21 protein-coding genes are annotated in these 22,498 nt (G+C 73.3%); 14 read left to right on the top strand and 7 right to left on the bottom strand.

Annotated features, from left to right (window positions below; translation table 11 throughout):
- Positions 1 to 19: 19 nt before the first annotated feature.
- Positions 20 to 3,661, top strand: a complete 3,642-nt coding sequence (locus ACIBSW_RS01335; RefSeq protein ID WP_354719467.1) for a SpoIIE family protein phosphatase — start codon at positions 20 to 22, stop codon at positions 3,659 to 3,661.
- A 9-nt stretch (positions 3,662 to 3,670) separates the two neighbouring features.
- On the opposite strand, the gene ACIBSW_RS01330 is transcribed toward ACIBSW_RS01335, so the two are convergent.
- Positions 3,671 to 3,988, bottom strand: coding sequence for an STAS domain-containing protein (locus tag ACIBSW_RS01330; protein ID WP_354719465.1), 318 nt, complete (start codon positions 3,986 to 3,988; stop codon positions 3,671 to 3,673).
- A gap of 117 nt (positions 3,989 to 4,105) precedes the next feature.
- Between ACIBSW_RS01330 and map the strand changes: the two genes are divergently transcribed.
- Complete coding sequence (gene map, locus ACIBSW_RS01325; RefSeq protein WP_354719463.1) at positions 4,106 to 4,963, top strand: type I methionyl aminopeptidase; 858 nt, start codon at positions 4,106 to 4,108, stop codon at positions 4,961 to 4,963.
- Entirely contained in the window at positions 4,960 to 5,652 is a 693-nt protein-coding gene (locus ACIBSW_RS01320) for a VIT1/CCC1 transporter family protein (protein WP_354719461.1), read from the top strand. Before map ends, ACIBSW_RS01320 begins: the two co-directional genes overlap by 4 nt.
- A 13-nt stretch (positions 5,653 to 5,665) precedes the next feature.
- Here ACIBSW_RS01320 and ACIBSW_RS01315 read toward each other — a convergent pair whose 3' ends face one another.
- From ACIBSW_RS01315 to ACIBSW_RS01305, 3 genes are read right to left on the bottom strand one after another with little or no spacing between them, the layout of a single operon-like run.
- Positions 5,666 to 6,376: a nucleotidyltransferase domain-containing protein gene (locus ACIBSW_RS01315; protein WP_354719459.1), complete on the bottom strand. Its 711-nt coding sequence runs from the start codon at positions 6,374 to 6,376 to the stop codon at positions 5,666 to 5,668.
- 40 nt (positions 6,377 to 6,416) lie between these two features.
- Positions 6,417 to 6,839, bottom strand: coding sequence for a DUF4439 domain-containing protein (locus ACIBSW_RS01310; protein ID WP_354719458.1), 423 nt, complete (start codon positions 6,837 to 6,839; stop codon positions 6,417 to 6,419).
- On the bottom strand, positions 6,836 to 7,282 hold the full coding sequence (locus ACIBSW_RS01305) for a hypothetical protein (RefSeq protein WP_354719567.1): 447 nt from the start codon (positions 7,280 to 7,282) through the stop codon (positions 6,836 to 6,838). The genes ACIBSW_RS01310 and ACIBSW_RS01305 overlap by 4 nt, the downstream gene beginning before the upstream one ends.
- Positions 7,283 to 7,514: 232 nt before the next feature.
- On the opposite strand from ACIBSW_RS01305, the gene rimP reads away from it, so the two are divergent.
- From rimP to ACIBSW_RS01260, 9 genes are all read left to right on the top strand, one after another.
- On the top strand, positions 7,515 to 8,189 hold the full coding sequence (gene rimP / locus ACIBSW_RS01300; RefSeq protein ID WP_354719456.1) for a ribosome maturation factor RimP: 675 nt from the start codon (positions 7,515 to 7,517) through the stop codon (positions 8,187 to 8,189).
- Entirely contained in the window at positions 8,186 to 9,202 is a 1,017-nt protein-coding gene (gene nusA / locus ACIBSW_RS01295; protein ID WP_354719454.1) for a transcription termination factor NusA, read from the top strand. The genes rimP and nusA overlap by 4 nt, the downstream gene beginning before the upstream one ends.
- The gene (locus tag ACIBSW_RS01290) at positions 9,180 to 9,581 is read left to right on the top strand and encodes a YlxR family protein (RefSeq protein WP_354719452.1); all 402 of its coding nucleotides are present in this window, start codon (positions 9,180 to 9,182) and stop codon (positions 9,579 to 9,581) included. The genes nusA and ACIBSW_RS01290 overlap by 23 nt, the downstream gene beginning before the upstream one ends.
- A 91-nt stretch (positions 9,582 to 9,672) precedes the next feature.
- The gene (gene infB / locus ACIBSW_RS01285; protein ID WP_354719450.1) at positions 9,673 to 12,756 is read left to right on the top strand and encodes a translation initiation factor IF-2; all 3,084 of its coding nucleotides are present in this window, start codon (positions 9,673 to 9,675) and stop codon (positions 12,754 to 12,756) included.
- A 61-nt stretch (positions 12,757 to 12,817) separates the two neighbouring features.
- Entirely contained in the window at positions 12,818 to 13,843 is a 1,026-nt protein-coding gene (locus ACIBSW_RS01280) for an SAM-dependent methyltransferase (RefSeq protein ID WP_354719448.1), read from the top strand.
- A 33-nt stretch (positions 13,844 to 13,876) separates the two neighbouring features.
- Complete coding sequence (locus ACIBSW_RS01275) at positions 13,877 to 14,170, top strand: DUF503 domain-containing protein (protein ID WP_354719446.1); 294 nt, start codon at positions 13,877 to 13,879, stop codon at positions 14,168 to 14,170.
- Positions 14,171 to 14,296: 126 nt separating this feature from the next.
- Entirely contained in the window at positions 14,297 to 14,764 is a 468-nt protein-coding gene (gene rbfA, locus ACIBSW_RS01270; protein WP_354719445.1) for a 30S ribosome-binding factor RbfA, read from the top strand.
- Positions 14,761 to 15,792 carry a bifunctional oligoribonuclease/PAP phosphatase NrnA gene (locus tag ACIBSW_RS01265; protein ID WP_354719443.1) on the top strand — a complete coding sequence of 344 codons (1,032 nt, stop codon included), beginning with the start codon at positions 14,761 to 14,763 and terminating at the stop codon, positions 15,790 to 15,792. Before rbfA ends, ACIBSW_RS01265 begins: the two co-directional genes overlap by 4 nt.
- A gap of 448 nt (positions 15,793 to 16,240) precedes the next feature.
- Complete coding sequence (locus tag ACIBSW_RS01260; RefSeq protein WP_354719441.1) at positions 16,241 to 17,560, top strand: MATE family efflux transporter; 1,320 nt, start codon at positions 16,241 to 16,243, stop codon at positions 17,558 to 17,560.
- Positions 17,561 to 17,610: 50 nt separating this feature from the next.
- Here ACIBSW_RS01260 and ACIBSW_RS01255 read toward each other — a convergent pair whose 3' ends face one another.
- Positions 17,611 to 18,057 (bottom strand): MarR family winged helix-turn-helix transcriptional regulator, encoded by a 447-nt coding sequence (locus ACIBSW_RS01255; protein WP_354719439.1) that lies wholly within the window; start codon positions 18,055 to 18,057, stop codon positions 17,611 to 17,613.
- A 53-nt stretch (positions 18,058 to 18,110) separates the two neighbouring features.
- On the opposite strand from ACIBSW_RS01255, the gene ACIBSW_RS01250 reads away from it, so the two are divergent.
- Together ACIBSW_RS01250 and truB are read left to right on the top strand one after the other, a co-directional pair.
- Positions 18,111 to 18,506 (top strand): hypothetical protein, encoded by a 396-nt coding sequence (locus ACIBSW_RS01250; protein ID WP_354719438.1) that lies wholly within the window; start codon positions 18,111 to 18,113, stop codon positions 18,504 to 18,506.
- 33 nt (positions 18,507 to 18,539) lie between these two features.
- On the top strand, positions 18,540 to 19,421 hold the full coding sequence (gene truB, locus ACIBSW_RS01245; RefSeq protein WP_354719565.1) for a tRNA pseudouridine(55) synthase TruB: 882 nt from the start codon (positions 18,540 to 18,542) through the stop codon (positions 19,419 to 19,421).
- 6 nt (positions 19,422 to 19,427) lie between these two features.
- On the opposite strand, the gene ACIBSW_RS01240 is transcribed toward truB, so the two are convergent.
- Together ACIBSW_RS01240 and ACIBSW_RS01235 are read right to left on the bottom strand one after the other, a co-directional pair.
- Complete coding sequence (locus ACIBSW_RS01240) at positions 19,428 to 19,838, bottom strand: response regulator (RefSeq protein WP_354719436.1); 411 nt, start codon at positions 19,836 to 19,838, stop codon at positions 19,428 to 19,430.
- Positions 19,835 to 22,489, bottom strand: a complete 2,655-nt coding sequence (locus ACIBSW_RS01235) for a response regulator (protein WP_354719434.1) — start codon at positions 22,487 to 22,489, stop codon at positions 19,835 to 19,837. The genes ACIBSW_RS01240 and ACIBSW_RS01235 overlap by 4 nt, the downstream gene beginning before the upstream one ends.
- Positions 22,490 to 22,498: the final 9 nt, after the last annotated feature.

The raw sequence follows: 22,498 nt of genomic DNA, 5'->3' as shown, positions 1-22,498 counted from the left end.
TCCAGCCGCGGGAGGATGCATGCGGGCGAGCGCCGACGGCGCCCAGCCGGAGCGGTTGCGGGCGGCGTTCGAGCGCGGCGGCGAGATGGGCGGCCGCATGCTCGAGCTGGACTGGGCGTCGACGCCGCTCGGCGAGCCGGCCGGCTGGCCCCCCGAGCTGGCCGACGCCGTCTGCCGGATGCTCGCCTCCAAGGCGCAGATCGTGCTCTTCTGGGGCCCGGAGTACTGCGGGCTCTACAACGACGCCTATCTGCCCACCATGGGCAGCAAGCATCCCGGCCACCTGGGCCGCCCGGGGCGGGAGATGTGGGCCGAGACCTGGTCGCTGCTGCAGGAGCTCTTCCACGACGTGGTGGCCCGCGACGAGTCGTTCTACGCCGCCGACCACCCGTTCATGCTCGAGCGCTACGGCTTCCTCGAGGAGACGTACTTCGACGTCTCCTACGACCCGATCCGGCTCGCCGACGGCAGCGTCGGCGGCGTCTTCTGCATCGTCAGCGACACCACTCGCCGGGTGCTGGCCGACCGGCGCGTGCGTACGCTCAGCGCACTCGGCTCCCGCCTGGCCGACTCGCCCGACCAGGCCGCGCTGGGCACCCAGGTCGCGCAGGTACTCGGCGAGAACGAGGCGGACGTGCCGTTCGCCGCCCTCTACCTCGACGATCCCGGCGACGGCGGCGAGCTGACCCTGGCCGGGGTCTGCGGCCTGCCACCGACCGCGGCCTGGCCGATCGGTGCCGAGGCACGGCGGGTCGTCGAGGCGGTCATGCGCTCACACCAGCCGGGCACCCTGCCGGTCGCCGCCGCGGCCGACCCGCCGCCCGCGTCCGCCGCGCCGCAGGCGCTCGTGCTGCCGGTCGGCGCCGGAACCAGCGACGTCGGGGCGCTGGTCGTCGGCGTCAGCCGCTACCTGGCGATGGACCGCGGCTACCGGGACTTCCTCGACCTGGCCACCGCACAGATCTCCCGCGCGGTCGCCAACCTGCGTGCGTACGAGCAGGAACGCCGGCGGGCCGCGGAGCTGGCCGCCCTGGACGCGGCGAAGACGAACTTCTTCTCGAACGTGAGCCACGAGTTCCGCACGCCGTTGACCCTGATCCTCGGCCCGCTCGAGGAGCTGCTCGCCGGCACCGGCCTCACCGAGGACCAGCGGGAGCGCCTGCTGCCGATGCAGCGCAACGGCCTGCGGCTGCTCAAGCTGGTCAACACCGTGCTCGACTTCTCCCGGCTGGAGTCCGGCCGGCTCCGGGCCGCGTACCGGCCGACCGACCTGGCCGACTACACCGCCAGGCTGGCCAGCACGTTCCGCTCCGCGGCCGAGCGGGCCGGGCTGCGGCTCGACGTCGACTGCCCGCCGCTGCCCGAGCCGGTGTACGTCGATCGCGAGATGTGGGAGAAGATCGTCTTCAACCTGCTCTCGAACGCGGTGAAGTTCACGCCCGCCGGCGTCATCTCGGTCCGCCTCGCCGTGCGCGACGGCCACGCCGTGCTCGACGTCACCGACACCGGCGTCGGCATCTCCGCCGCCGAGCAGCGGCTGCTGTTCGACCGCTTCCACCGGGTCACCGGCGCCTGGTCGCGCAGCCACGAGGGCACGGGCATCGGCCTGGCCCTGGTCCGCGAGCTGGCCGAGCTGCACGACGGCACCGCGACCGCGCGCAGCGAGCCGGGCGTCGGCAGCACCTTCACGGTCACGATCCCGCTCGGGACGGCGCACCTGCCCGCCGACCGGGTCATCGACGAGCGCACCACGGCCGTGCCGGACGAGCAGGCCCGCCTCTACGTCGAGGAGGCGCACTGGTGGCTGGACGAGACGCCGCCCGCGCCGGCCGTGCCGGGCGAGGTGCAGGACGCCCGCCGTGGCCGGGTGCTGCTCGTCGACGACAACGCCGACCTGCGTGATCACGTCGCCCGGCTGCTGCGGCCGCACTGGGACGTCACGGCCGCGGTGGACGGCGTCGACGCGCTGGAACGGACCCGGGCGGAGCACTTCGACCTGGTCCTGACGGACGTGATGATGCCGCGGCTGGACGGCTTCGGCCTGATCAAGGCGCTGCGGGCCAACGAGCGCACCCGGGACGTGCCGATCGTGGTGCTCTCCGCCCGGGCCGGCGAGGAATCCTCGGTGGAGGGTCTCTCGGCCGGCGCGGACGACTACCTGGTCAAGCCGTTCTCGGTGCGCGACTTGACCGCGCGGGTCCGGGCCAACCTCGAGCTGGGGCAGGCCCGTCGGCAGATCATCAGCCGGCTTCGCGGGCTGGTCGACGCGGCCGCGGCGGTCAACACGGTCCGCACGACGGCCGAGGTGCTCGACGTCGCGGCCCGGCACGTGCAGGCGATGACCTCGGCGGGTCGTGTGGTGGTCACCGCTCCGGGCGCCCGGGCCGAGGTGGACGGCGGTGCCGCCGCCGCGGACGCCGCGGTCGTCGTCCTGCCGCTGCCGGACACGTCCGGTGCGACGCTCGGCGAGCTGAGCGTCTGGTCCGGCGCGGACGGCCCGCCCGAGCCGGTGCTGCTGACCCAGCTCGCTCGCCTGGTCGGCCTGCGGCTGGAGAACGCCCGGCTCTACGAGGCGGAGCACCGCATCGCCAGCACCCTGCAGCACAGCCTGCTGCCGCACTCGCTGCCGCGGGTGCCCGGCGCGATCGTGGGCAGCCGCTATCTGCCCGGCAGCTCCGAGGCCGAGGTCGGCGGCGACTGGTACGACGTCTTCCTGGCGCCGGACGACTCGCTCTTCCTGGTGATCGGGGACGTGGTCGGCAAGGGCGTGCAGGCCGCGGCCGGCATGGGCCAGCTCCGGAACGCGCTGCGGGCGTACATCCTGGAGGGTTTCGACTGCGGCGAGTCGCTGAGCCGGCTCAACCGGCTGGTGGACAACCTCGGCGGGCGCCAGTTCGCGACCGTCGTCTGCGTCCGCTTCGACCCGCGCACCCGGCGGCTGCACTACTCCTCGGCCGGGCACCCGTCGCCGATGGTCGCCGCGCCCGGCGAGGAGGGCGAGCTGCTCTACTCCAAGGCGCTCGGGCCGCCGATCGGTGCGCTCGGCGACGTCAGCTACCCCACCTGCGAGTCGGAGCTGGCGCCCGGGCAGCGGCTGCTGCTCTACACCGACGGCCTGATCGAGGACCGGCGCCGGGGCATCGACGCGGGCCTGGCGGAGCTGCGTACCGAGCTGGGCAAGCCGGCCGAGCACGTCGAGGACCTGCTGGACAGCCTGCTGGCCGGCGCCGCGCAGCAGACCCGCCGCGACGACATCGCGCTGCTGGTGCTGCAGGCCACCGAGCCGCGCGAGTTCGTGCTGCGGCTGCGCGCCGATCCGACCCGGCTGCGCGTGCTGCGGCACCGGCTCGAGGAGTTCCTGACCGCGAACGGCGTGCCCGAGAACGACGTCTTCGATCTGACCGTCGCGGTCTCGGAGGCGGCGGCGAACGCGATCGAGCACCCCGTCGATCCCGTCGAGCCGGTGATCACAGTGGAGGTGTCCGTCGGCGACGACGCGGTGACGGCGACCGTGCGGGACACCGGCAGCTGGCGCCCGGCCACCGCGGCCGGCTTCCGCGGGCGGGGGCTGGCGCTGATCGGCGCGCTGGCGGAGCTGTCGGTCGACCGCTCGGAGGGCGGCACGGCCGTGACCCTGCGGCGGCCGGTCAGCCGGGACTGACCGCTCGCCTCAGTCGCCCGTGCGCAGCCAGGGCTGGCCGGCCAGGCCGGAGATGTCGAGCACCCGGTGCACCTGCGGCGACGGGATCACCTCGAGGGCGCCCGGGTAGCGCTCCGCGAGCAGGATCAGCGCGTGGATCGCGGCGGAGTCGAAGAAGGTGACGGCGCGCAGGTCGAGGGTGACGCCGCCGGTGACGCCACCGGTCGCCGCCTGGAACATGGCGTCGGCCGTGGACATGTCGACCTCGCCACTGACCACGACGGTGGCCCGGGCGCCGTTCGTCGAGGTGCTGACCGAGAAGACCGTCTCGGCGCCATCTTGATCCACGCTGACACGATTACACAGCGGCCCAGGGGCGGCAACAACCGGTCATCGGGGGCGACCGAGCTGTTATCTGCGCCCCGCCGCGGGGGCGCCGGGTGCGGGCGGCGATAAAGTGGGCCGATGACCGTTCGCGCCCCTCTCGTGCCGGGAAAGCAGTCGCCGTGGCGGGCGGTGCCGCCGCAGATCACCCGCCCGGAGTACGTCGGGAAGAAGCGACCGGCGCAGTGGCGCGGCTCGCACGTGCAGACCCCCGAGATCATCGAGCGGATGCGCGTCGCCGGGCGGATCGCCGCGCAGGCGACCCAGCTCGCCGGTGAGCACTGCAAGCCGGGCGTGACGACCGACGAGATCGACAAGGTGGTGCACGAGTTCCTCTGCGACCACCGGGCGTACCCGTCGACGCTGGGCTACAAGGGCTTCCCCAAGTCGTGCTGCACCTCGCTCAACGAGGTCATCTGCCACGGCATCCCCGACTCGACGGTGCTCGAGGACGGCGACATCGTCAACGTCGACGTGACGGCGTACATCGACGGGGTGCACGGCGACACCGACGCGACCTTCTGCGTCGGCGACGTCAGCGAGGAGGCCCGGCTGCTGGTCGAGCGCACCCACGAGGCGATGATGCGCGGCATCCGGGCGGTCGCGCCCGGGCGGCAGATCAACGCGATCGGCCGGGTCATCGAGGCGTACGCGCGCCGCTTCGGCTACGGCGTGGTCCGCGACTTCACCGGCCACGGCATCGGCGAGACGTTCCACAGCGGGCTGTACATCCCGCACTACGACAACCCGCGGCTCGACGTGGTGATGGAGCCCGGCATGACCTTCACCATCGAACCGATGATCACCCTCGGCACCCACGAGTACGAGACCTGGGACGACGGCTGGACGGTCGTCACCAAGGATCGCAAGTGGACCGCGCAGTTCGAGCACACGCTGGTGGTCACGGAGGAGGGTTACGAGATCCTGACCCTGCCGTGACGGCGCCGGAGCACCACGCGGACGTCTCCGGCGGCTGGCTGCGCGCGGCCACCTTCGGCGCGATGGACGGCCTGGTCACCAACATCGCCCTGATCGCCGGCGTCGGCGGTGGCGGCGTCGGCCGGCAGGCGCTGGTCCTCACCGGCGTGGCCGGCCTGGTGGCCGGCGCGATCTCGATGGGCATCGGCGAGTACACCAGCGTCCGCACCCAGAACGACCAGGTCGCGGCGGAGCTGGACAAGGAGCGGCACGAGCTGCGGGTCAACCCGGACGGCGAGGCCGACGAGCTGGTCGGCATGTGGACCGCCCGAGGGCTGCCCGAGCCGCTCGCCCGCCAGGTGGCCGACGTCCTGAAGGCGAACCCGGAGCAGGCGCTGCGGGTGCACGCGCAGGAGGAGCTCGGTGTCGTCCCGGACGAGCTGCCGCGCCCGTTGACGGCCGCGACGTCCTCCTTCGGGTGCTTCGCGATCGGCGCCGTGGTGCCGCTGCTGCCGTACCTGCTGGGCTTCGACAGCCTGGCCGCCGCCCTGCTGGCCGGCGGCGCCGGCCTGTTCGCGGCCGGGGTCGTGTTCGCGCGCTTCACCGGCCGCGCCTGGTGGCGCGGCGGTCTCTGGCAGCTGATGCTCGGCGCCGCGGCGGCCGGCGCGACCTATGCGGTCGGTGCGCTGATCGGGGTCGGCGTCGCCTGACGCCCGGCGGGTGTCATTCGAAGAGGGCACCGAGCGGGCCGTCGACCGGGCGGCCCCGGGCGGTCAGCTCGTCGGCCTGGGTGTGCAGGACCGCGGCCAGCTCGGTGGCGTCCGCGCCGGCGAGGCCGGTGCGCTTGACCGCATCGGCCCGGTTGCGGAAGTACGTACGGCTGAGCAGGCCGGCGACCATGGCGGCGTGCAGCCGCGCCTCGGCCAGCAGGACCAGGGCGGCGTCGGTGTCGTACCACTCGGCCAGCCGCACCGCCCGGGCGTGCGCGGCCGAGGCGACGCACCAGTTGCGCCGGGCGAGCCCGGAGAACTCGGCCGGCCGGGTCTCGGCGAGCCGGGCCAGGTGCGCGTCGCGCTGGGCGCCGAACCAGCCGCGCGGGTCGTGCAGGCCGCGGGTGGTCAGGTAGCGGTCCGCCTCCAGCGGCCAGCGCGGGGTCAGCTCGGTGGCCCGGCGCATGCCGTCGTCGGCGCTGCCGACGCTGAGCTCGACCAGGATGCCGTCGACCCGGCGCAGGGTGGCGTGCGGCCCGGCGTTCGGCTTGTACGTCACGACCTGCAGATTGAGGTCGCTGCTGTCGGAATCGTCGCCGTGCGCCATCGATCCGTGCACGCCGATGGCGCGCACGTCGGCCGACCAGCGGCGCAGTATCACGTCACGGAGCCGGATGGCCAGGTGCCAGCGGGGGTTGGCCAGGTCGTACTCGTCCTGCGACACTGCGTCATTCTCGGGCAAGAACCCGAAGTGTGAAAGCTTCTCAGGCCTTTCCCGGCCAGGCCATCGTCGCCGGCGTGACCTCGGCGAGGCGCCGCCACCGGGTGGCGCGGACCGCGGAATCGATCAATGCGTTCAGCGCGGCCGCCCGGTCGGCGCCCTCGCTGGCCGGCAGCACCGCGCGCCACGCCTGCGCGACGCCGTCCTCGACCTGGATGGCCAGCTTCAGCGCGGCGGCCCGGTCGGTGACCTCGAACGGCAGCTCGTAGCCGGCGGGCGCGGGCGCGGCGCTGGCCTTCAACGCCGACATGCGGCTGATCAGCGCGTCCCGCCGGGCCCGGTGCGCCGCCTCGGCCGCGCGGGCCTCGGCCAGGTCACCCTCGCCGGTCAGCTGCACCCCGACCATCCCGTACGCGTAGATCGCCGCCTCCTCCGCCGCCAGCGCGGCCGACAGCTGTTCAGTCATCGCAGCGCCTCCGCGTGCGTAGCGCGGGCGGCGGCGATCGAGCCGGTGAGGCCGGCGCGGTCGGCCGGTGCGGTCCGGCAGGCCGTCGACGCGGTCTTAAGCGCCGCCAGCTCGGCCTTGCGCAGGGTCGCCACCGAGTCGGCCGCGTCGCCACCCGCCGCCGGCGCGCTCGACGCCGGCGCGCCCGAGGGCAGCGTCACGCCGATCACCCGGGCCAGCTCGGCGGCGTGTGTCCGGTGGTCCTCGGCCAGCGGCTGCAGCCGCTTGGCGAGCCCGGGCTCGGCCAGCACCGCCCGGTCGTAGGCCGCCGCGAGCTGAAGCGCCTCGTCCAGCACCGGCTGCAGCGCGTCGGGCGGCGGGACGGGCTCCGGGTCGTTCCCGAGGAGCCCGCAGCCGGTCAGCGTCGTAGCGCTCAGTGCCGTGCCGGCCGCCAGGCGGATCAGCTGACGTCTTTTCACGCGGTAAGTCAACACCATCGCGGCCACGGCCCGGCGCCCACGCCGCTGACCTGCGCATGGCGCGGATTCGGTGCGGCGGCGGCCGGGCGGAGCCAGCGGCGCGTTACGCTCTGCGTCAGCCGCCGGGGATTTCGCCCCGGTGGCATCCCGGTGTTCCCGGCGATCGGCGTGCGGAGCCCTCTCCGCCCGCCGAATTCGAGCAGAAGGGTTGGGCCCGATGACGCAGCGTGATCGCGGCGGTGCCCGGGCGGCCAACCGTCGCAGTGGCGGCCGTGGCCGCGATGCCGTTGCGGAGCAGCGGACCCCCGCCGCGCCGCGCATCGACCTGGCGGCCGCGGGTTCCCGCGTGCGCGCGGTGATCGAGCCGGTCGTCGCCGCCGCGGGTTTCGACCTCGAGGACGTCAGCCTGTCCCGCGCGGGCCGGCGGCACGTGGTCCGCGTCCTGGTCGACGCCGACGGCGGCATCGGCCTGGACGACGTGGCCACGGTGTCCCGGGGGATCTCCCAGGCGCTCGACGCGGCCGAGGAGGCCGGCGGCGAGGTGCTGGCCGGCGAGTACCAGCTGGAGGTCGGCTCGCCCGGCGTCGATCGGCCGCTGACCCAGCCCCGGCACTGGCGCCGCAACGTGACCCGGCTGGTGACGGTCACCGTCGCGGGCAAGTCGCTGACCGGGCGCGTGACGGCCGCCGACGAGACCGGCGTAGTGCTGGACGTCGACGGCAAGACCAGCGAGATCCCGTTCGCCGACCTCGGGCCCGGCCGGGTACAGATCGAGTTCAAGCGGCTGGACGAGGCCGTCTTCCCGGACGAGGAAGAGCCGGATGACGACGAGCCCGGTGACGAAGATGAAGATGAAGACGACGACGAGAATGGGGAGGGCGAGGAGAGATGAACATCGACCTCGCGGCGCTGCGCGCCCTGGAGCGCGAGCGGGAGATCCCGTTCGAGACGATCCTCGCGGCGATCGAGACAGCGCTGCTGACCGCGTACCGGCACACGGACGGGGCCGAGGGCCACGCCCGGGTGGAGATCGACCGCAAGAACGGCGCCGCCCAGGTCTTCGCGCAGGAGCTGGACGCCGACGGCACGGTCGTGCGTGAGTGGGACGACACACCGCACGACTTCGGCCGCATCGCCGCGATGACCGCCAAGCAGGTCATCTTGCAGCGGCTGCGCGAGGCCACCGACGAGGTCCACTTCGGCGAGTACGCGGGCCGGGACGGTGACCTGGTCACCGGCATCGTGCAGGCCGACGCGGCCCGCGCCGAGAAGGGCATCGTCATCGTCGACCTGGGCAAGCTCGAGGCGGTCCTGCCGCAGGCCGAGCAGGTGCCGGGCGAGACGTACGAGCACGGTGCCCGGATCCGCTGTGTGGTGGTTCACGTCGCGAAGGGTTTCCGCGGACCGCAGATCACCCTGTCGCGCACCCACCCGGCGCTGGTGAAGAAGCTCTTCGCCCTCGAGGTTCCGGAGATCGCCGACGGCACGGTGGAGATCGCCGCGATCGCACGTGAGGCAGGTCACCGTACGAAGATCGCGGTGCATTCGCGGGTGAGCGGCGTCAACGCCAAGGGCGCCTGCATCGGGCCGATGGGCCAGCGCGTCCGGGCCGTCATGAGCGAGTTGCACGGTGAGAAGATCGACATCATCGACTACTCGGAGAACCCGGCGCACTTCGTCGGCAACGCCCTCTCGCCGGCCAAGGCGCTGCGGGTGGAGGTGGTCGACGCGGCCACGCGGACCGCCCGGGTGACCGTTCCGGACTTCCAGCTCTCCCTGGCGATCGGCCGGGAGGGGCAGAACGCCCGGCTGGCCGCGCGGCTGACCGGCTGGCGCATCGACATCCGCCCGGACAACGACCCGGACCCGGCCGTGGAGCGCGATGCCGCAGAGACCGGAAGCTGACCGGATACGCGAGCGTCCGGTACGGGGGGTAGACTTTCGGGTGGCCGGTCCGACACGAACCTGTGTTGGGTGTCGCTCACGCGTGCCGGCCTCCGATTTACTGCGGTTCGTCGCGGTCGGGGCGGAGGGTCACCTCCGGCTCCAGCCCGATCCGAACCGCCGACTGCCGGGTCGGGGAGCGCATCTGCATCCTGATCCGGCCTGCTTCGCGCAGGCGGAGCGGCGCCGTGCCTTCGGGCGCGCGCTGCGACTCACCGGTGTTGCTGACACCGGATTGCTTGCCGAACACATCCGCGCGGTCTCCATTCCGTGTGGAACAACCGATGATGGAGCGGTAAGTGCCCCATCCATGTCCAGCAAGGTAGGACGACCCAGATGAGCACACGATGAAGTCCCTGAAATGACCAGGCTTCTAGTGCACGAGTGAGGTCGGCGGGCGCTGCTCGCACGACCTCGAAGTGAGGAGTGCAGTGCCAGGCAAGGCCCGCGTTCACGAGCTCGCCAAAGAGCTCGGGGTCGACAGCAAGACCGTTCTCGCCAAGCTCAAAGAGATGGGCGAGTTCGTCAAATCCGCATCCAGCACGGTCGAGGCCCCGGTGGCCCGGCGGCTCCGTGGTGCCCTCGACGCGCAGGGCGGTGGCGCCCCGGCGGCACCCGCAGCTGCCGCGCCGAGTGCCCCGAGCGCGCCCAGCGCCCCCCGGGCCACCCCATCGACCGCGCGGCCGCAGCCGCCGCGCCGGCCCGCCGCCGCCCCGGCCGAGGGGGCGCCCACCAGCGCACCCACGTCCCCGGCGCCGTCACCCGGCTCGATGGTTCGGCCCAAGCCGCCGGTACCCGGCCGTCCGGGCCCCACGCCCGGTCCGGTCGCCAAGCCGGCGAGTGCCCATGACATCGAGGTGGCGGCCGCAGAGGCGCGCGCCTCGGCGCTGAAGGCCGAGCAGGAGGCCGCCGTCAAGGCGGCACAGGCCGCACGCCAGCGCGACACCGAGCGCCGGGCGCAGCAGCCTCCGGCCGACGGGACCTCCCGTCCGCGGCCCCCGGGCCCGGGCACGGTTCCGCCGCGTCCCGGTTCGCCCGCGGCAACGCGTCCCGGAACCCCGGGCGCGCCCACGACCGGCCGGCCCGGACCGGGTGGCGCGCCGCGCCCGCCGGCCCGTAGCCCCGGCAACAACCCGTTCGGCGTCTCCGGTGGCGCGCAGCGTCCGACCCCGTCGGCGATGCCCCGGCCCAACCAGCCCGGCATGCCGCCGCGGCCGAGCCCTGCCTCGATGCCGCCGCGTCCCAGCCCCGCGTCCATGCCCGCACAGCGCCCCGCCGGTCCCGGCGGCGGTCGTGGCGGCCCCGGCGGCGGCGCAGGCCGTCCCGGCGGTCCCGGTGGCGGTCGTGGCGGTCCCGGTGGCGCCGGTGGCGGTTTCCGCCCCGGTGGCGCGGGTGGCGCCGGCGGTGGCGGCGGTTACCGTGGCGGTCCCGGTGGCGGTGGCGCCGGCGGTGGCGGCGGTTACCGCGGTGGCCCCGGCGGCGGTGGCGGCGGCGCCGGTGGCGGCTTCCGCCCCGGTGGCGGCGGCCCGGTCGGTGCCGGTGCTCCCGGTCGTCCGGGTGGCGGCGGTCGCGGTCGCGGCGGCGGTGCGGCGGGTGCCTTCGGGCGTCCCGGCGGCCGGCCGACGCGTGGCCGCAAGTCGAAGAAGCAGCGGCGTCAGGAGTTCGACAACCTGTCGGCTCCGCAGATGTCGTCGGGTGCGCCCCGCGGCCAGGGCCAGGAGGTCCGGCTGTCGCGTGGTGCGTCCCTCTCCGACTTCGCCGACAAGATCAACGCCAACCCGGGTTCGCTGGTCCAGGAGATGTTCAACCTGGGCGAGATGGTGACGGCGACGCAGTCGTGCTCCGACGACACGCTGCTGCTGCTCGGCGAGCACCTGGGCTTCGACGTGCAGATCGTCAGCCCCGAGGACGAGGACCGCGAGCTCCTGTCGCGGTTCAACATCGACCTCGACGCCGAGATCGCCGAGGACCGCCTCGTCACCCGTCCGCCGGTCGTGACCGTCATGGGTCACGTCGACCACGGTAAGACGAAGCTGCTCGACGCGATCCGCAAGACCAACGTGGTCGCCGGCGAGGCGGGTGGCATCACCCAGCACATCGGCGCCTACCAGGTCACCGTCCCGCACCAGGGCGAGGATCGGGCGATCACCTTCATCGACACCCCGGGCCACGAGGCGTTCACCGCCATGCGTGCCCGTGGTGCCCAGGTGACGGACATCGTGATCCTCGTGGTCGCGGCCGACGACGGCGTCATGCCGCAGACGGTCGAGGCGCTCAACCACGCCAAGGCGGCCGACGTGCCGATCGTGGTCGCGGTCAACAAGGTGGACAAGCCGGACGCCAACCCGGACAAGGTCCGCCAGCAGCTGACCGACTACGGCCTGCTCGCCGAGGAGTACGGCGGCGACACGATGTTCGTGAACGTGGCCGCCAAGCCCGGTATCGGCATCGAGGACCTGCTCGGCGCCGTGCTGCTGACCGCCGACGCGTCGCTGGAGCTCACCGCTCCGATCGACGGGCCGGCACAGGGCGTCGCGGTCGAGGCCCACCTCGACAAGGGCCGGGGCGCGGTTGCCACGGTTCTGGTCCAGAAGGGCACGCTGCGGGCCGGCGACTCGATCGTGGCGGGCGGCGCGCACGGCCGCGTCCGCGCCATGCTCGACGAGAACGGCAACCAGGTCAGCGAGGCGGGTCCGGCCCGTCCGGTCCTGGTCCTGGGCCTGACGTCGGTGCCTGGCGCCGGCGACACGTTCCTGGCGGCCGAGGACGACCGCACGGTCCGGCAGATCGCCGAGCAGCGGCAGGCACGCCGTCGCGCGGCGAGCTTCGCCAACTCGAAGGGCAAGGCAACCCTCGAGACGCTCATGGAGCAGCTCAAGGAGGGCGAGAAGACCTCGCTCACCCTGGTGCTCAAGGGCGACGGTTCGGGTTCGGTCGAGGCGCTCGAGGACGCGCTGTTCAAGATCGAGATTCCGGACGAGGTGCAGCTCAAGGTCATCCACCGCGGCGTCGGTGCGATCACCGAGAGCGACGTCAACCTGGCGTCGGCTTCCTCCGACCAGACCGCAACGATCATCGGCTTCAATGTCCGGGCCAGCAACAAGGTCAAGGAGATGGCCGACCGCGCCGGCGTGGAGATCCGCTACTACAGCGTGATCTACCAGGCCATCGAGGAGATCGAGGCGGCGCTCAAGGGCCTGCTCAAGCCGGAGTTCGAGGAGGTCGAGCTGGGCACCGCGGAGATCCGCGAGGTGTTCCGCTCGTCCAAGATCGGTCTCATCGCCGGCTGTCTGGTCCGCTCCGGTCTCATCCGCCGCAACGCCAAGGCGCGCATCCTGCGCGACGGCACCGTGGTGGCGGAAAACGTCACGATCAGCTCGCTGAAGCGGTTCAAGGACGACGCCACCGAGGTCCGCGAGGGCTTCGAGTGTGGTCTCACCCTGACCGGTTTCGGCACGCCGCAGGCCGGCGACGTGATCGAGACCTTCGAGATGCGTGAGAAGCCGCGGGCGTAACAAACCCCGGCTGACGGCCCCCGGCGCTACGGCGCCGGGGGCCGTTGTCTTTACTACTGGAATGTCTAGCTACGCCATGCTGCTCGCGCCCTCCGCCAACCGCGTGTACGCCGACCAGGCCGGCCGCCTCTCCCGGGCCGAGCTGGCCGCGTTCCGGCCGGTGCTCTCCGCGGACGTCACCGAGGTCGGCGCCGCGGCGATCGGCGGGGTGGAGTACCTGACCTTCGACGCCGACCTGCAGCCGCGCGACGTCGCCTACCTGTCGAACATGTCGGCGGCCTACGCCCTCTTCGAGCGCGTCGGCGACGACCTGCTGCGCCCGGTCGAGCTGACGCCGCTGGCCCGCTACGACAGCGACCTGATCACCATTCCGAAGTACGCCGGCAAGACCAACGAGCAGTTCACCAAGCTGCTGCTCAACCTCACGCTGCTGGCCTCGAGGTCCGCGTCGCGGATGCTCGACGGCCACCTCGTCGTCGGCGATCCGCTGGCGGGCCGCGGCACCACGCTCAACCAGGCCCTCATGTACGGCTACGACGCCGTCGGCGTGGAGATCGACGGCAAGGACGTCGAGGCGTACAAGCTGTTCCTGCAGACCTGGCTGAAGCGCAAGCGCCTCAAGCACACCGCCGAGCTGGTGCCGGTCCGCCGCCAGGGCCGCCGCGCCGCCCGCCGCCTGGAGATCACGATGGCGGCCAGCAAGGAGGATCACAAGGCCGGCGTGGTGCAGCGGCTGACGGTGCTCAACGCGGACACCACGGCGCTGGACGGCCTGATCCGGGCCAACACCGTCGACGTGCTGGTCGCGGACCTGCCGTACGGCGTCGCGCACGGCAGCTACGACGACGAGGGCGGGATGTCCCGCCGGCCGCTGGACCTGCTGGAGCGGGCCGTGCCGCAGTGGCTGGCGCTGCTGCGCCCCGGCGGCGCCATCGGGCTGTCCTGGAACCTGAAGGTGGCCAAGCGGGAGCTCGCCGAGGACATCCTGCTCGCCAACGGCCTCGAGCTCGTCGCCCACGAGGACCTGAGCCACCGGGTCGACCAGGGCATCGAGCGCGACGTCGTGGTGGCCCGGAAAAGCGGCTGACCTCGGCTGGCGGCGGGCGTACCCTGCTCGCTGATGTATACCGAAACCGCGCTCTTCGACCTGCTCCTGCCCGGTGACTCGCACTCGCTCAAGCAGAAGCGCTCCTATGTTCGACCGATCATCGCCATGCTGCGCCGGTACGAGGTCAGCGTCGCCGAGGTCGGCGCGCACGATCTGCACGGGCGGGCGCAGATCGGGGTCGCCGCCGTCGCCGCCGAGGCGCACCAGGCGCGTGCGGTGATCGACACCTGTGAGAACCAGGTGGCCGGGCGTCCGGAGATCGAACTCCTCTCCGTGAAGCGCCGGCTACACGGCGACGACGATTGATCCGGGCCGGTCGGGTGCGGGCGGCGACGGACGGCCGGGACGTTCGGTGCCGGGACGTCATGGGTAGGCTTCAGGCGTTGGGCGGGGTGGTTCGACCCGCAGGCAAGATTGTCGGAGGTGGGCGATATGTCGGATCCGGCCAAGACGCGTCGGCACGCGGAGCGAATCCGCGAGCTGGTGGCATCGCTGGTGCGCGAGATCAAGGATCCCCGGCTCGGTATGGTGACGATCACCGACGCCCGGATCACGGGCGACCTCCGCGACGCGCACGTGTACTACACCGTGCTCGGTGACCAGACCGAGCAGGCCGCCACCGCGGCGGCGCTGGAGAGCGCCAAGGGCATGCTCCGCACCCGGGTCGGCCACGCGCTGGGCCTGCGGCACTCGCCGAGCCTGACGTTCGTGCTGGACAACGTCCTGGACCACGCCAAGGAGATCGACGATCTGCTGGCCGCGGCGCGGCACCGGGACGAGGAGGTGCAGCGGCTCGCCGCCGGCAAGAAGTACGCCGGCGACCCGGACCCGTACAAGGTCGACGAGGAGGACCTCGAGGAGGCCGACGAGCGGGTCGGCGCCCGCGAGGATCAGGGGTGACCGAGGCGGTCGCCGCTTCGGTCAAGCCGACGGCCGCCGAATGGTCGGCGGCCGTCACGACGATCCGCGAGCTGGCCCCGACCGGTCGGGTCCTGCTGATCTGCCACGTCAACCCGGACGGCGACGCGCTGGGCAGCATGCTCGGCTTCGCGCTGGGGCTGCGCCGGCTCGGCGTGGCCCGGCTGCAGGCGACCTTCCCCGGTGAGTTCGAGATACCGGAGCCGTTCACCGCGCTGCCGGGCCTCGACCTGCTGGTGCCGGAGGCGCAGGCGTGGCCGGATCCCGACCTGGTGCTGGTCTTCGACGTGGCCGCCGAGTCCCGGCTCGGCGGGCTAGCCGACCGGCTGACGACGGCCCGGGCCACGGTCGTGCTCGACCACCACGCCTCGAACGCGGGCTTCGGCTCCGTCAACCTGGTCGACGCCGCCGCGGCCGCCACCTCCGTTGTCGTCGAGGAGCTGCTCGACCGCCTCGACGTGCCGCTGGACGTGGAGATCGCGGAGTGCCTGTACGTCGCCCTGGCGACCGACACCGGCTCGTTCCGCTTCGACATGACCACGCCGCAGGTGCACGAGATGGCCGCCCGGCTGATCGCGACCGGGCTGCGGCCGGGCGAGATCTCCCGGCGCATCTTCGACAGTCGGCCGTTCGGCGCGATGAAGCTCTTCGCCGACGTGCTGAGCCGCGCGCGGCTCGATCCGGCGGCGGCGGCCGGGCACGGCCTGGTGTGGACCTACGCGACGCTGGAGGACCTCGAGCGGCACGAACAGCGGCCGTATGTGCTGGACGCCCTCATCGACCCGGTCCGGTGCGTGGCCGAGGTCGACGTCTCCGTCGTGGTCAAGCAGCTGGGCGCCGGGGTCTGGGCGGTGTCGATGCGCAGCAAGGGCGCGGTCGACGTGAGCGCCGTCGCGGTCGCGCTGGGCGGCGGCGGGCACCGGCTGGCCGCGGGCTTCACGGGCCACGGCACGCCCGCCGAGATCGTGTCCGGCATTTGCGACAAACTGGACAATAGTCTCATTAAGTAGCTTTTCCCCCAAAAGGCCGACCCCGTGGGTCGGCCTTTTGTCATTCGTTCGTGTCCCGTACGGCGGGATGCTCATCGCAAAAAGCGGGACTGAACGATAGTTTGTTTGAACGGTGATTTGGTTTCTGCACGGGCGCTACCACCGCACGCCGCAGCTGCCTCGAGCCACCCGGGCGCATCCGCCCGGGGCGCGTCGCCTCGCTGCTCGTCCGGTGATCCCGGGCCGGCCTACCGCGACGCCCCGCTCGATCGATCAGTGGGTGCCGTGCACCCGTCCCGCCGTGGAAGGACCACGATCATGGCCGCCATGCCCAAGCCCAAGCCCCAGCCGTCCGACGACGCCCGTGAGCAGGCCCGCCGCGCGCTGCAGACGTCCATGGACACGCGCCAGTAGGTAAGTCTCCGAGCGTATTGCGCTCCTTACGGCTCGGCGGGCATCATGTGGAGTCATGAGCCCGGCCGCCGCTGTTGACGAGCGCACGCTGACGCGGCGGATCGCCGCCCTCGCCCTGCCGGCGCTGGTCGTGCTGGCCGCCGAGCCGCTGTATGTGCTGGTCGACACCGCGGTGGTCGGCCATCTCGGCCCCGTGCCGCTGGCCGCGGTCGCCGTCGGCGGCACCGTGATGTCGGTCGCCGTCTGGTTCGGCACGCTGATGGCCTACGGCACCACCGGCCGGGCCGCCCGTCGCTTCGGTGCGGGGGACCGGGCCGCCGCCGTCGCCGAGGGCGCGCAGGCCTCCTGGCTGGCCCTGGCCGTCGGCGTGCTGCTGGTACTGCTCGCGCAGCTCTTCGCGGACCCGCTCGCCCGGGCGCTGGCCGGCGATCCGGCGACCGCCGAGGCCGCCGCCGGCTGGCTGCGCATCGCGGCCCTCGGCGCGCCGGGCCTGCTGCTCGCGGCGGCCGGCAACGGCTGGATGCGCGGGGTGCAGGACACCCGGCGCCCGCTGATCTTCGTGCTCGGCGCGAACGTGCTCTCCGCCGTGCTCTGCCCGCTGCTGGTCTACACCGCCGGGTGGGGCCTGATCGGCTCGGCGGTCGCGAACGTGGTGGCGCAGTCGCTCTCCGGCGGCCTCTTCCTCTGGGCGCTGCTCCGCCAGCGTGCGCCGCTGCGGCCCAGCCCGGCGATCATCGTGCGCCAGCTGGTGCTGGGCCGGGACCTGCTGATCCGCGGTGCGGCGTTCCAGGCCTGCTGGCTGTCGGCCACGGCGGTGGCGGCCCGCTTCGGGGTCGCGGCGGTCGGCGCGCACCAGATCGGCCTTCAGCTCTGGTTCTTCTGTGCCCTGGCGCTGGACGCGGTGGCGATCGCGGCCCAGTCGCTGGTCGGCGCCGCGCTCGGCGCGGGCGACGGGTCCGGCGCCCGGGCGGTCGCCCGCCGGGTGACCTGGGTCGGCGCGGTGGCGGGCCTGGCCTTCGCCGCGCTGGCGGCGGCGGGTGCGGACGTGGTGCCAAGCCTGTTCACCGGCGACCCGGCGGTGCTGGCGCAGGCGGCGATCGTCTGGCCGTGGTTCGTCGGCATGCTGCCCTTCGCGGGAGTGGTCTACGCGCTGGACGGCGTGCTGATCGGCGCGGGCGACGTGGCGTTCCTGCGCACGATGACGCTGGCCGCGGCCCTGTTCGGCTTCCTCCCGGCGATCTGGCTGGCCTACGCGCTGGACCGAGGCCTGGCCGGCGTCTGGTTCGGCCTGGCACTGTTCATGCTGATCAGGCTCGTCTTCATCCTGATCCGCTGGCGCGGCTCCCGCTGGGCCGTCCTCGGCGCCACCCGCTGACCGTCCCGCGGCCTGGCCGTCCCGCCGTGGCGGGCCCGGGCGGGCGCGGGTCAGCGGCCCGGGCTGGGCGAGGTGAGTGCGCCGAGTGAGGCAGTGAAGGAGCCGAGCAGGCGGGCGAACGCCGCCCGGTCCTGGTCCGGCCAGTCGGCCATGGCGCGGGCGAAGACCGCCTGCCGGGACGCGTGCGCCCCGGCCAGGTGCGCGTGCGCCCGGGCCGTGAGGGCGAGCAGCGTCCGCCGGCCGTCCTGCTGATCCGCCTGCCGCACGATCAGGCCGTCCGCGACCGCGCGGGCCACCAGTCGGCTGGCCCGGGGCTGGTCGACGCCGAGCGCCGCGGCCACCTCGCCGACGGAACAGGGGCCGCCCGCCTCCTCGATCGCGTCCAGCACCCCGAAGACCGCGGAATCGCCGGCCGTGCCGACGCGGCTCAACGCCCGGCGGCTCTGGCTGCGGCGAATGGTGATCATGGCCCGCTCGATCTCCGCCAGCTCGTCCATGCATGTTATCTTACAACTACATGTAAAAAGACATCTAAAGGGGAGGTGGCGGGATGCGCCCGCTCGGATACTGGATCAAAGAGATCGACCGCCGCATCGAGGCCGACCTCGGCCGCCTGCTAGCCGAGGACGGCCTGACCCGGCGGCACTGGCAGGTCCTGCACACCATCGAGCAGGGACCGGCCACCCGGGCGGGGCTCGACGAGGCCCTGGCGCCGTTCGCGGACTCGGTGTGCCCGGAGGTCGACGATCTGATCGGCCGAGGCTGGGCGGCCGGCGCTGAGCCCGGGTCGCTGACCCTCACCGGGCCCGGCCGGGCCGCGCACGACCGGATCGCGCAGCGGGTGTACGCCGCCCGGGCCCGGGTGACCGACGGCCTCGCCGAGCAGGAGTACGTCACCCTGATCGGCCTGCTCGAGCGGGTGGCCGGCAACCTCGCCCCGGCCTGATCCCGCACCGGCCGGTCTGGTTGGGTGGTGCGTGTGAACGTCGACGGGCTCATCGTTGTGGACAAGCCGGCCGGGATGACCTCCCACGACGTCGTCGCGCGGGTGCGGCGGCTGGCCAGGACCCGGCGGGTCGGGCACGGCGGCACGCTCGACCCGATGGCCACCGGGGTGCTCATCATCGGCGTCAACCGGGCGACCCGGCTGCTCACGTACGTGATCGGTTCGAGCAAGAGCTACACCGCCACGATCCGGCTCGGGCAGTCGACCGTCACCGACGACGCCGAGGGCGACGTGACCGCGACCGTGCCGGCCGCCGGGGTCACCGACGACGGGATCCGGGCCGGTCTCGCCGCGCAGACGGGCGAGATCGATCAGGTACCCAGCGCGGTCAGCGCCATCAAGGTCAACGGGCAGCGGGCCTACAAGCGGGTCCGCGACGGCGAGGAGGTCGAGCTGGCCGCGCGCCGGGTCACCGTGTCGCGGCTCGACGTGCTCGACATCCGGCGGGCGGGCGACCTCGTCGACGTCGACATCGACGTGACCTGCTCGAGCGGCACCTACATCCGGGCCATCGCCCGGGACCTCGGCCGCGCGCTCGGCGTCGGCGGCCACCTCACCGCGCTGCGGCGTACGGCCGTGGGCGGCCTGTCGCTCGCCGAGGCGGCCACCCTGCCGGAGCTGGAGGAGCGCGCCCCCGACGTGATCGGCCTGCCCATGGCCGACGCGGCCCGGCGGGCCTTTCCGCAGCGCGCGGCGGACGCGGAGGAGGCTCGGGTGCTCAGCCACGGCGGCCCGCTCGAGCCGGTCGGCATCGAGGGGCCCTACGCGGTCTTCGACGCCGCCGGCGACGTGCTCGCCATCGTCTCGGAGCGAGACGGCAAGGCCCGCGCCGAGATCGTGCTCGCGCCCGCGTAGCGGCCGTCAGGTACGCCGGGACAGGTGTTCGGCGACCGTCGCCACCAGGTCCGCGGCCGCGTACGGCTTGTCCAGGAAGCCGTCGCACCCGGCCTGCAGCGCCGCCGCCCGGTCCTGCGGCAGCACGCTCGCGGTGACCGCGACCACCGTCGGCCGGGGGCGGCCCACCGCCACCGTGCCCGCCGCCAGCTCGCTGGCCAGGGTCAGCCCGTTGCCGTCCGGCAGGTTCATGTCGAGCAGGATCAGGTCGATGTCCTCGGCGCCGAGCTGTTCGCGCGCGGCGGCGATCGAGGACGCGTCGACCACCTCGGCGTCGCGGACCGCGGCGATCCCGGCCCGGGAGAGCACCGCCTTCACCAGGGTCCTGTTCAGCTCCTCGTCCTCGACCAGCAGGATGCGCGCATTCGCTGCCGTCACGGGATCTCCTCCTCGTCGTTCACGGCCTTCGCGGAGCCGCAGAGCAGCGGCGCCAGGGTCTCCCAACCGGCGCCGCCGGCCATCGCGGTCGCCACCACGCCACCGGCCATCGCCGTCGCGACCAGCGCGCCGGCGTCGCCCGGCGCGCGTACGCCGCCGGCCGCCGCGGTCAGCCCGAGCACCGGGGTGTGCCGGGTGGCGGGGTCCTGCTCGATGGCGGCCAGCAGGTTGAAGCCGTCCACCTCCGGCGACTGCATGTCGCAGACGATCAGGTCGAAGTGGCCCTCGCGGCTCAGCGCCAGCCCGTTGCGGCCGTCGGCGACCGCGACCACGTCGGCCCCGCCCGCGCGCAGGCCCTGCTCGATCGCCTGCCGCACCTCGTCGTCGTGGTCGACGACCAGCACCCGGGGCGTCGGCCGGTGCGCGGTCACCTTGGCCAGGGCGCCCAGCAGGGCGGCCTGGTCGACCGGCTTGACGAAGTAGTCGTGCGCGCCCAGCGCCAGCCCGGCCTGGCGCTCGTCGATGATGGTGGCGAAGAAGACCGGGATGGGCGCCAGCCGCGGATCCGCCTTGAGCCGGCGGATGACCTCGAAGCCGTCGATGCCCGGCAGGTGGACGTCGAGCACGATCGCGTCGGGCGGGTGTGCGCCGGCCGCGGTGAGCCCGGCCTCGCCGGTGCCGGCGACGTCGACGTGGTAGCCCGCGCCGACCAGCTGGGTGCTGAGCAGCTCCGCCGACTGCGGGTCGTCCTCGACCAGCAGCACCCGGGCGCCCGCGGCCGGCCCCTCCTCGAAGCTGAGGATCGCCGCGGCCGGCAGCCGTACGGTGAAGGCGCTGCCCTCGCCGGGCGCCGATTCCAGGGCGATCTCGCCGCCGTGCGCGGTGACCAGCCGCTTGGTCAACGCCAGCCCGAGGCCGGTGCCGGCGCGATGCCGTTCCGGGTCGCCGACCTGCTGAAACTCCTCGAAGACCCGGTGGTGGTCGGCCTGGTCGATGCCCACCCCGGTGTCGGCCACCGTGATGTCGACGAAGTCGTCGGCCGCCGCGGCCGCCGAGACGAAGATCGACCCGCCCTCCGGGGTGAATTTGATCGCGTTGGAGAGCAGGTTCTCCACGATCTGCCGGAAGCGGACCCGGTCGGCCAGCACGGTGACCTCGGGCAGCTTCGTGGTGACCGTCAGGCGCTTGGATTTGAGCAGCGGCGAGAGCCCGGTCAGCAGGTCGACGACCGCGGTGTCGACCCGCAGCGGCGCGAGCCGCAGGTCCAGCCGGCCCGCCTCGATCTTGGCGAGGTCCAGGATGTCGTTGATGAGGCCGAGCAGGTGCCGGCCGCTGCTGTGCACGTGCTCGATCCAGTCGGCCGGCACCCGGCGGCGGTCGCCGTCCGGCTCCTCGAGGCGCATGAGGTCGCTGAAGCCGATGATGGCGTTGAGCGGGGTGCGCAACTCGTGGCTCATGTTCGCCAGGAACAGGCTCTTCGCCTGGCTGGCCCGGGTGAGCGCCTCGACGGAGGCGCTCAGCTCGGCGGCCATGCGCCGGTGCGCCGACGTGACGGCCTGCCGCTCCGCGATGATGCCGGCCTGGCCGCCCAGCGCGGCCAGCAGCCGCAGGTCGTCGTCCCGGAACAGGCTGCGGTGCCGGTTGAAGAGCAGCACCGCGCCCTCGGCGTCCGGCGGCACCGGCATGCTCAGCACGGTCACGAAGTCGTCGCCGAGGTCGTCGCCGTAGTGGGCGACCAGCGCCGGACCGCCCTCCCGCAGCCGGGCCGGCTGCCCGTCGCGGACGAGCGCCGCGATCTCCTCGTAGGCGAGCTCGTAGGGTGCCGCGGTCGGCGGGCCGGAGTACGCGGCGGGCGCGAGCCGGCCGTCTGCGCACGGCATGAGCACCGTGACCGCGTCGGCGCCGGTCTGCACCAGCATGATCTCGGCGTAGGTCTGCCACACCTGCTCGGGCGACTCCACCGGCGTGCGCAGCAGGCGCTCGGTCACCGACTGGGCGGCCGAGGCGGAGAAGGCTCGGCGCAGCCAGCGCGGCGGCAGGAACGCGATCAGGTAGCCGGCGGCGCTGACCAGCGCGACCACCCGGCTCGCGGTCCGGAACCCGGAGTCGGCGCCGTCGAGCGAGCCGATGCCGAACAGCACGATCATCGCGCCGATGGCGAAGGTGGCGAAGGCGGCGATCATCAGCCGGGCCCGGTTCGCGCCGGAGCGGGTCCGCGCCTTGCCGAGGAGCAGCCAGCCGGCGACGATCTCGGCGGCGACGAAGCCGGTCATGGCCAGCGCCCAGGCCTCGGGCGGGCGCGGCCGGTCGGCGAACGCGAGCGGCGCGGCGGTGACGACGAAGGTGGCCAGCACGGTCAGGTGCAGCCACCAGGGCACCGTGCGCAGGCGGGCGGCCAGCCGGACCGTGAGGTACGGCTGGATCAGGAGGGCCAGCAGGGCGATCACGCCGAGCCAGTACGGCAGCATCCCGCCGATGACCCGCCGGATCACGTCGGTGACGAACAGCACCGCGAAGGGCGCGAAGACCAGGGTGACGTCGCGTTGCAGCGGGTCGCGGCGGCGGAGGTAGCCACTCAGGGCGCGCGCGAACAGCACGGCGAACATGAACTCGGCCGCGAGCAGGACTAGGGGACTCCAGTCGATGCTCATATCGGCATC

Source organism: Actinoplanes sp. NPDC049668 (assembly GCF_044465445.1).
Taxonomy (GTDB): Bacteria; Actinomycetota; Actinomycetes; order Mycobacteriales; family Micromonosporaceae; genus Actinoplanes.
The sequence above is the reverse complement of the archived record's forward strand: the minus strand, read 5'-3'. Positions and strand labels throughout refer to the sequence as shown.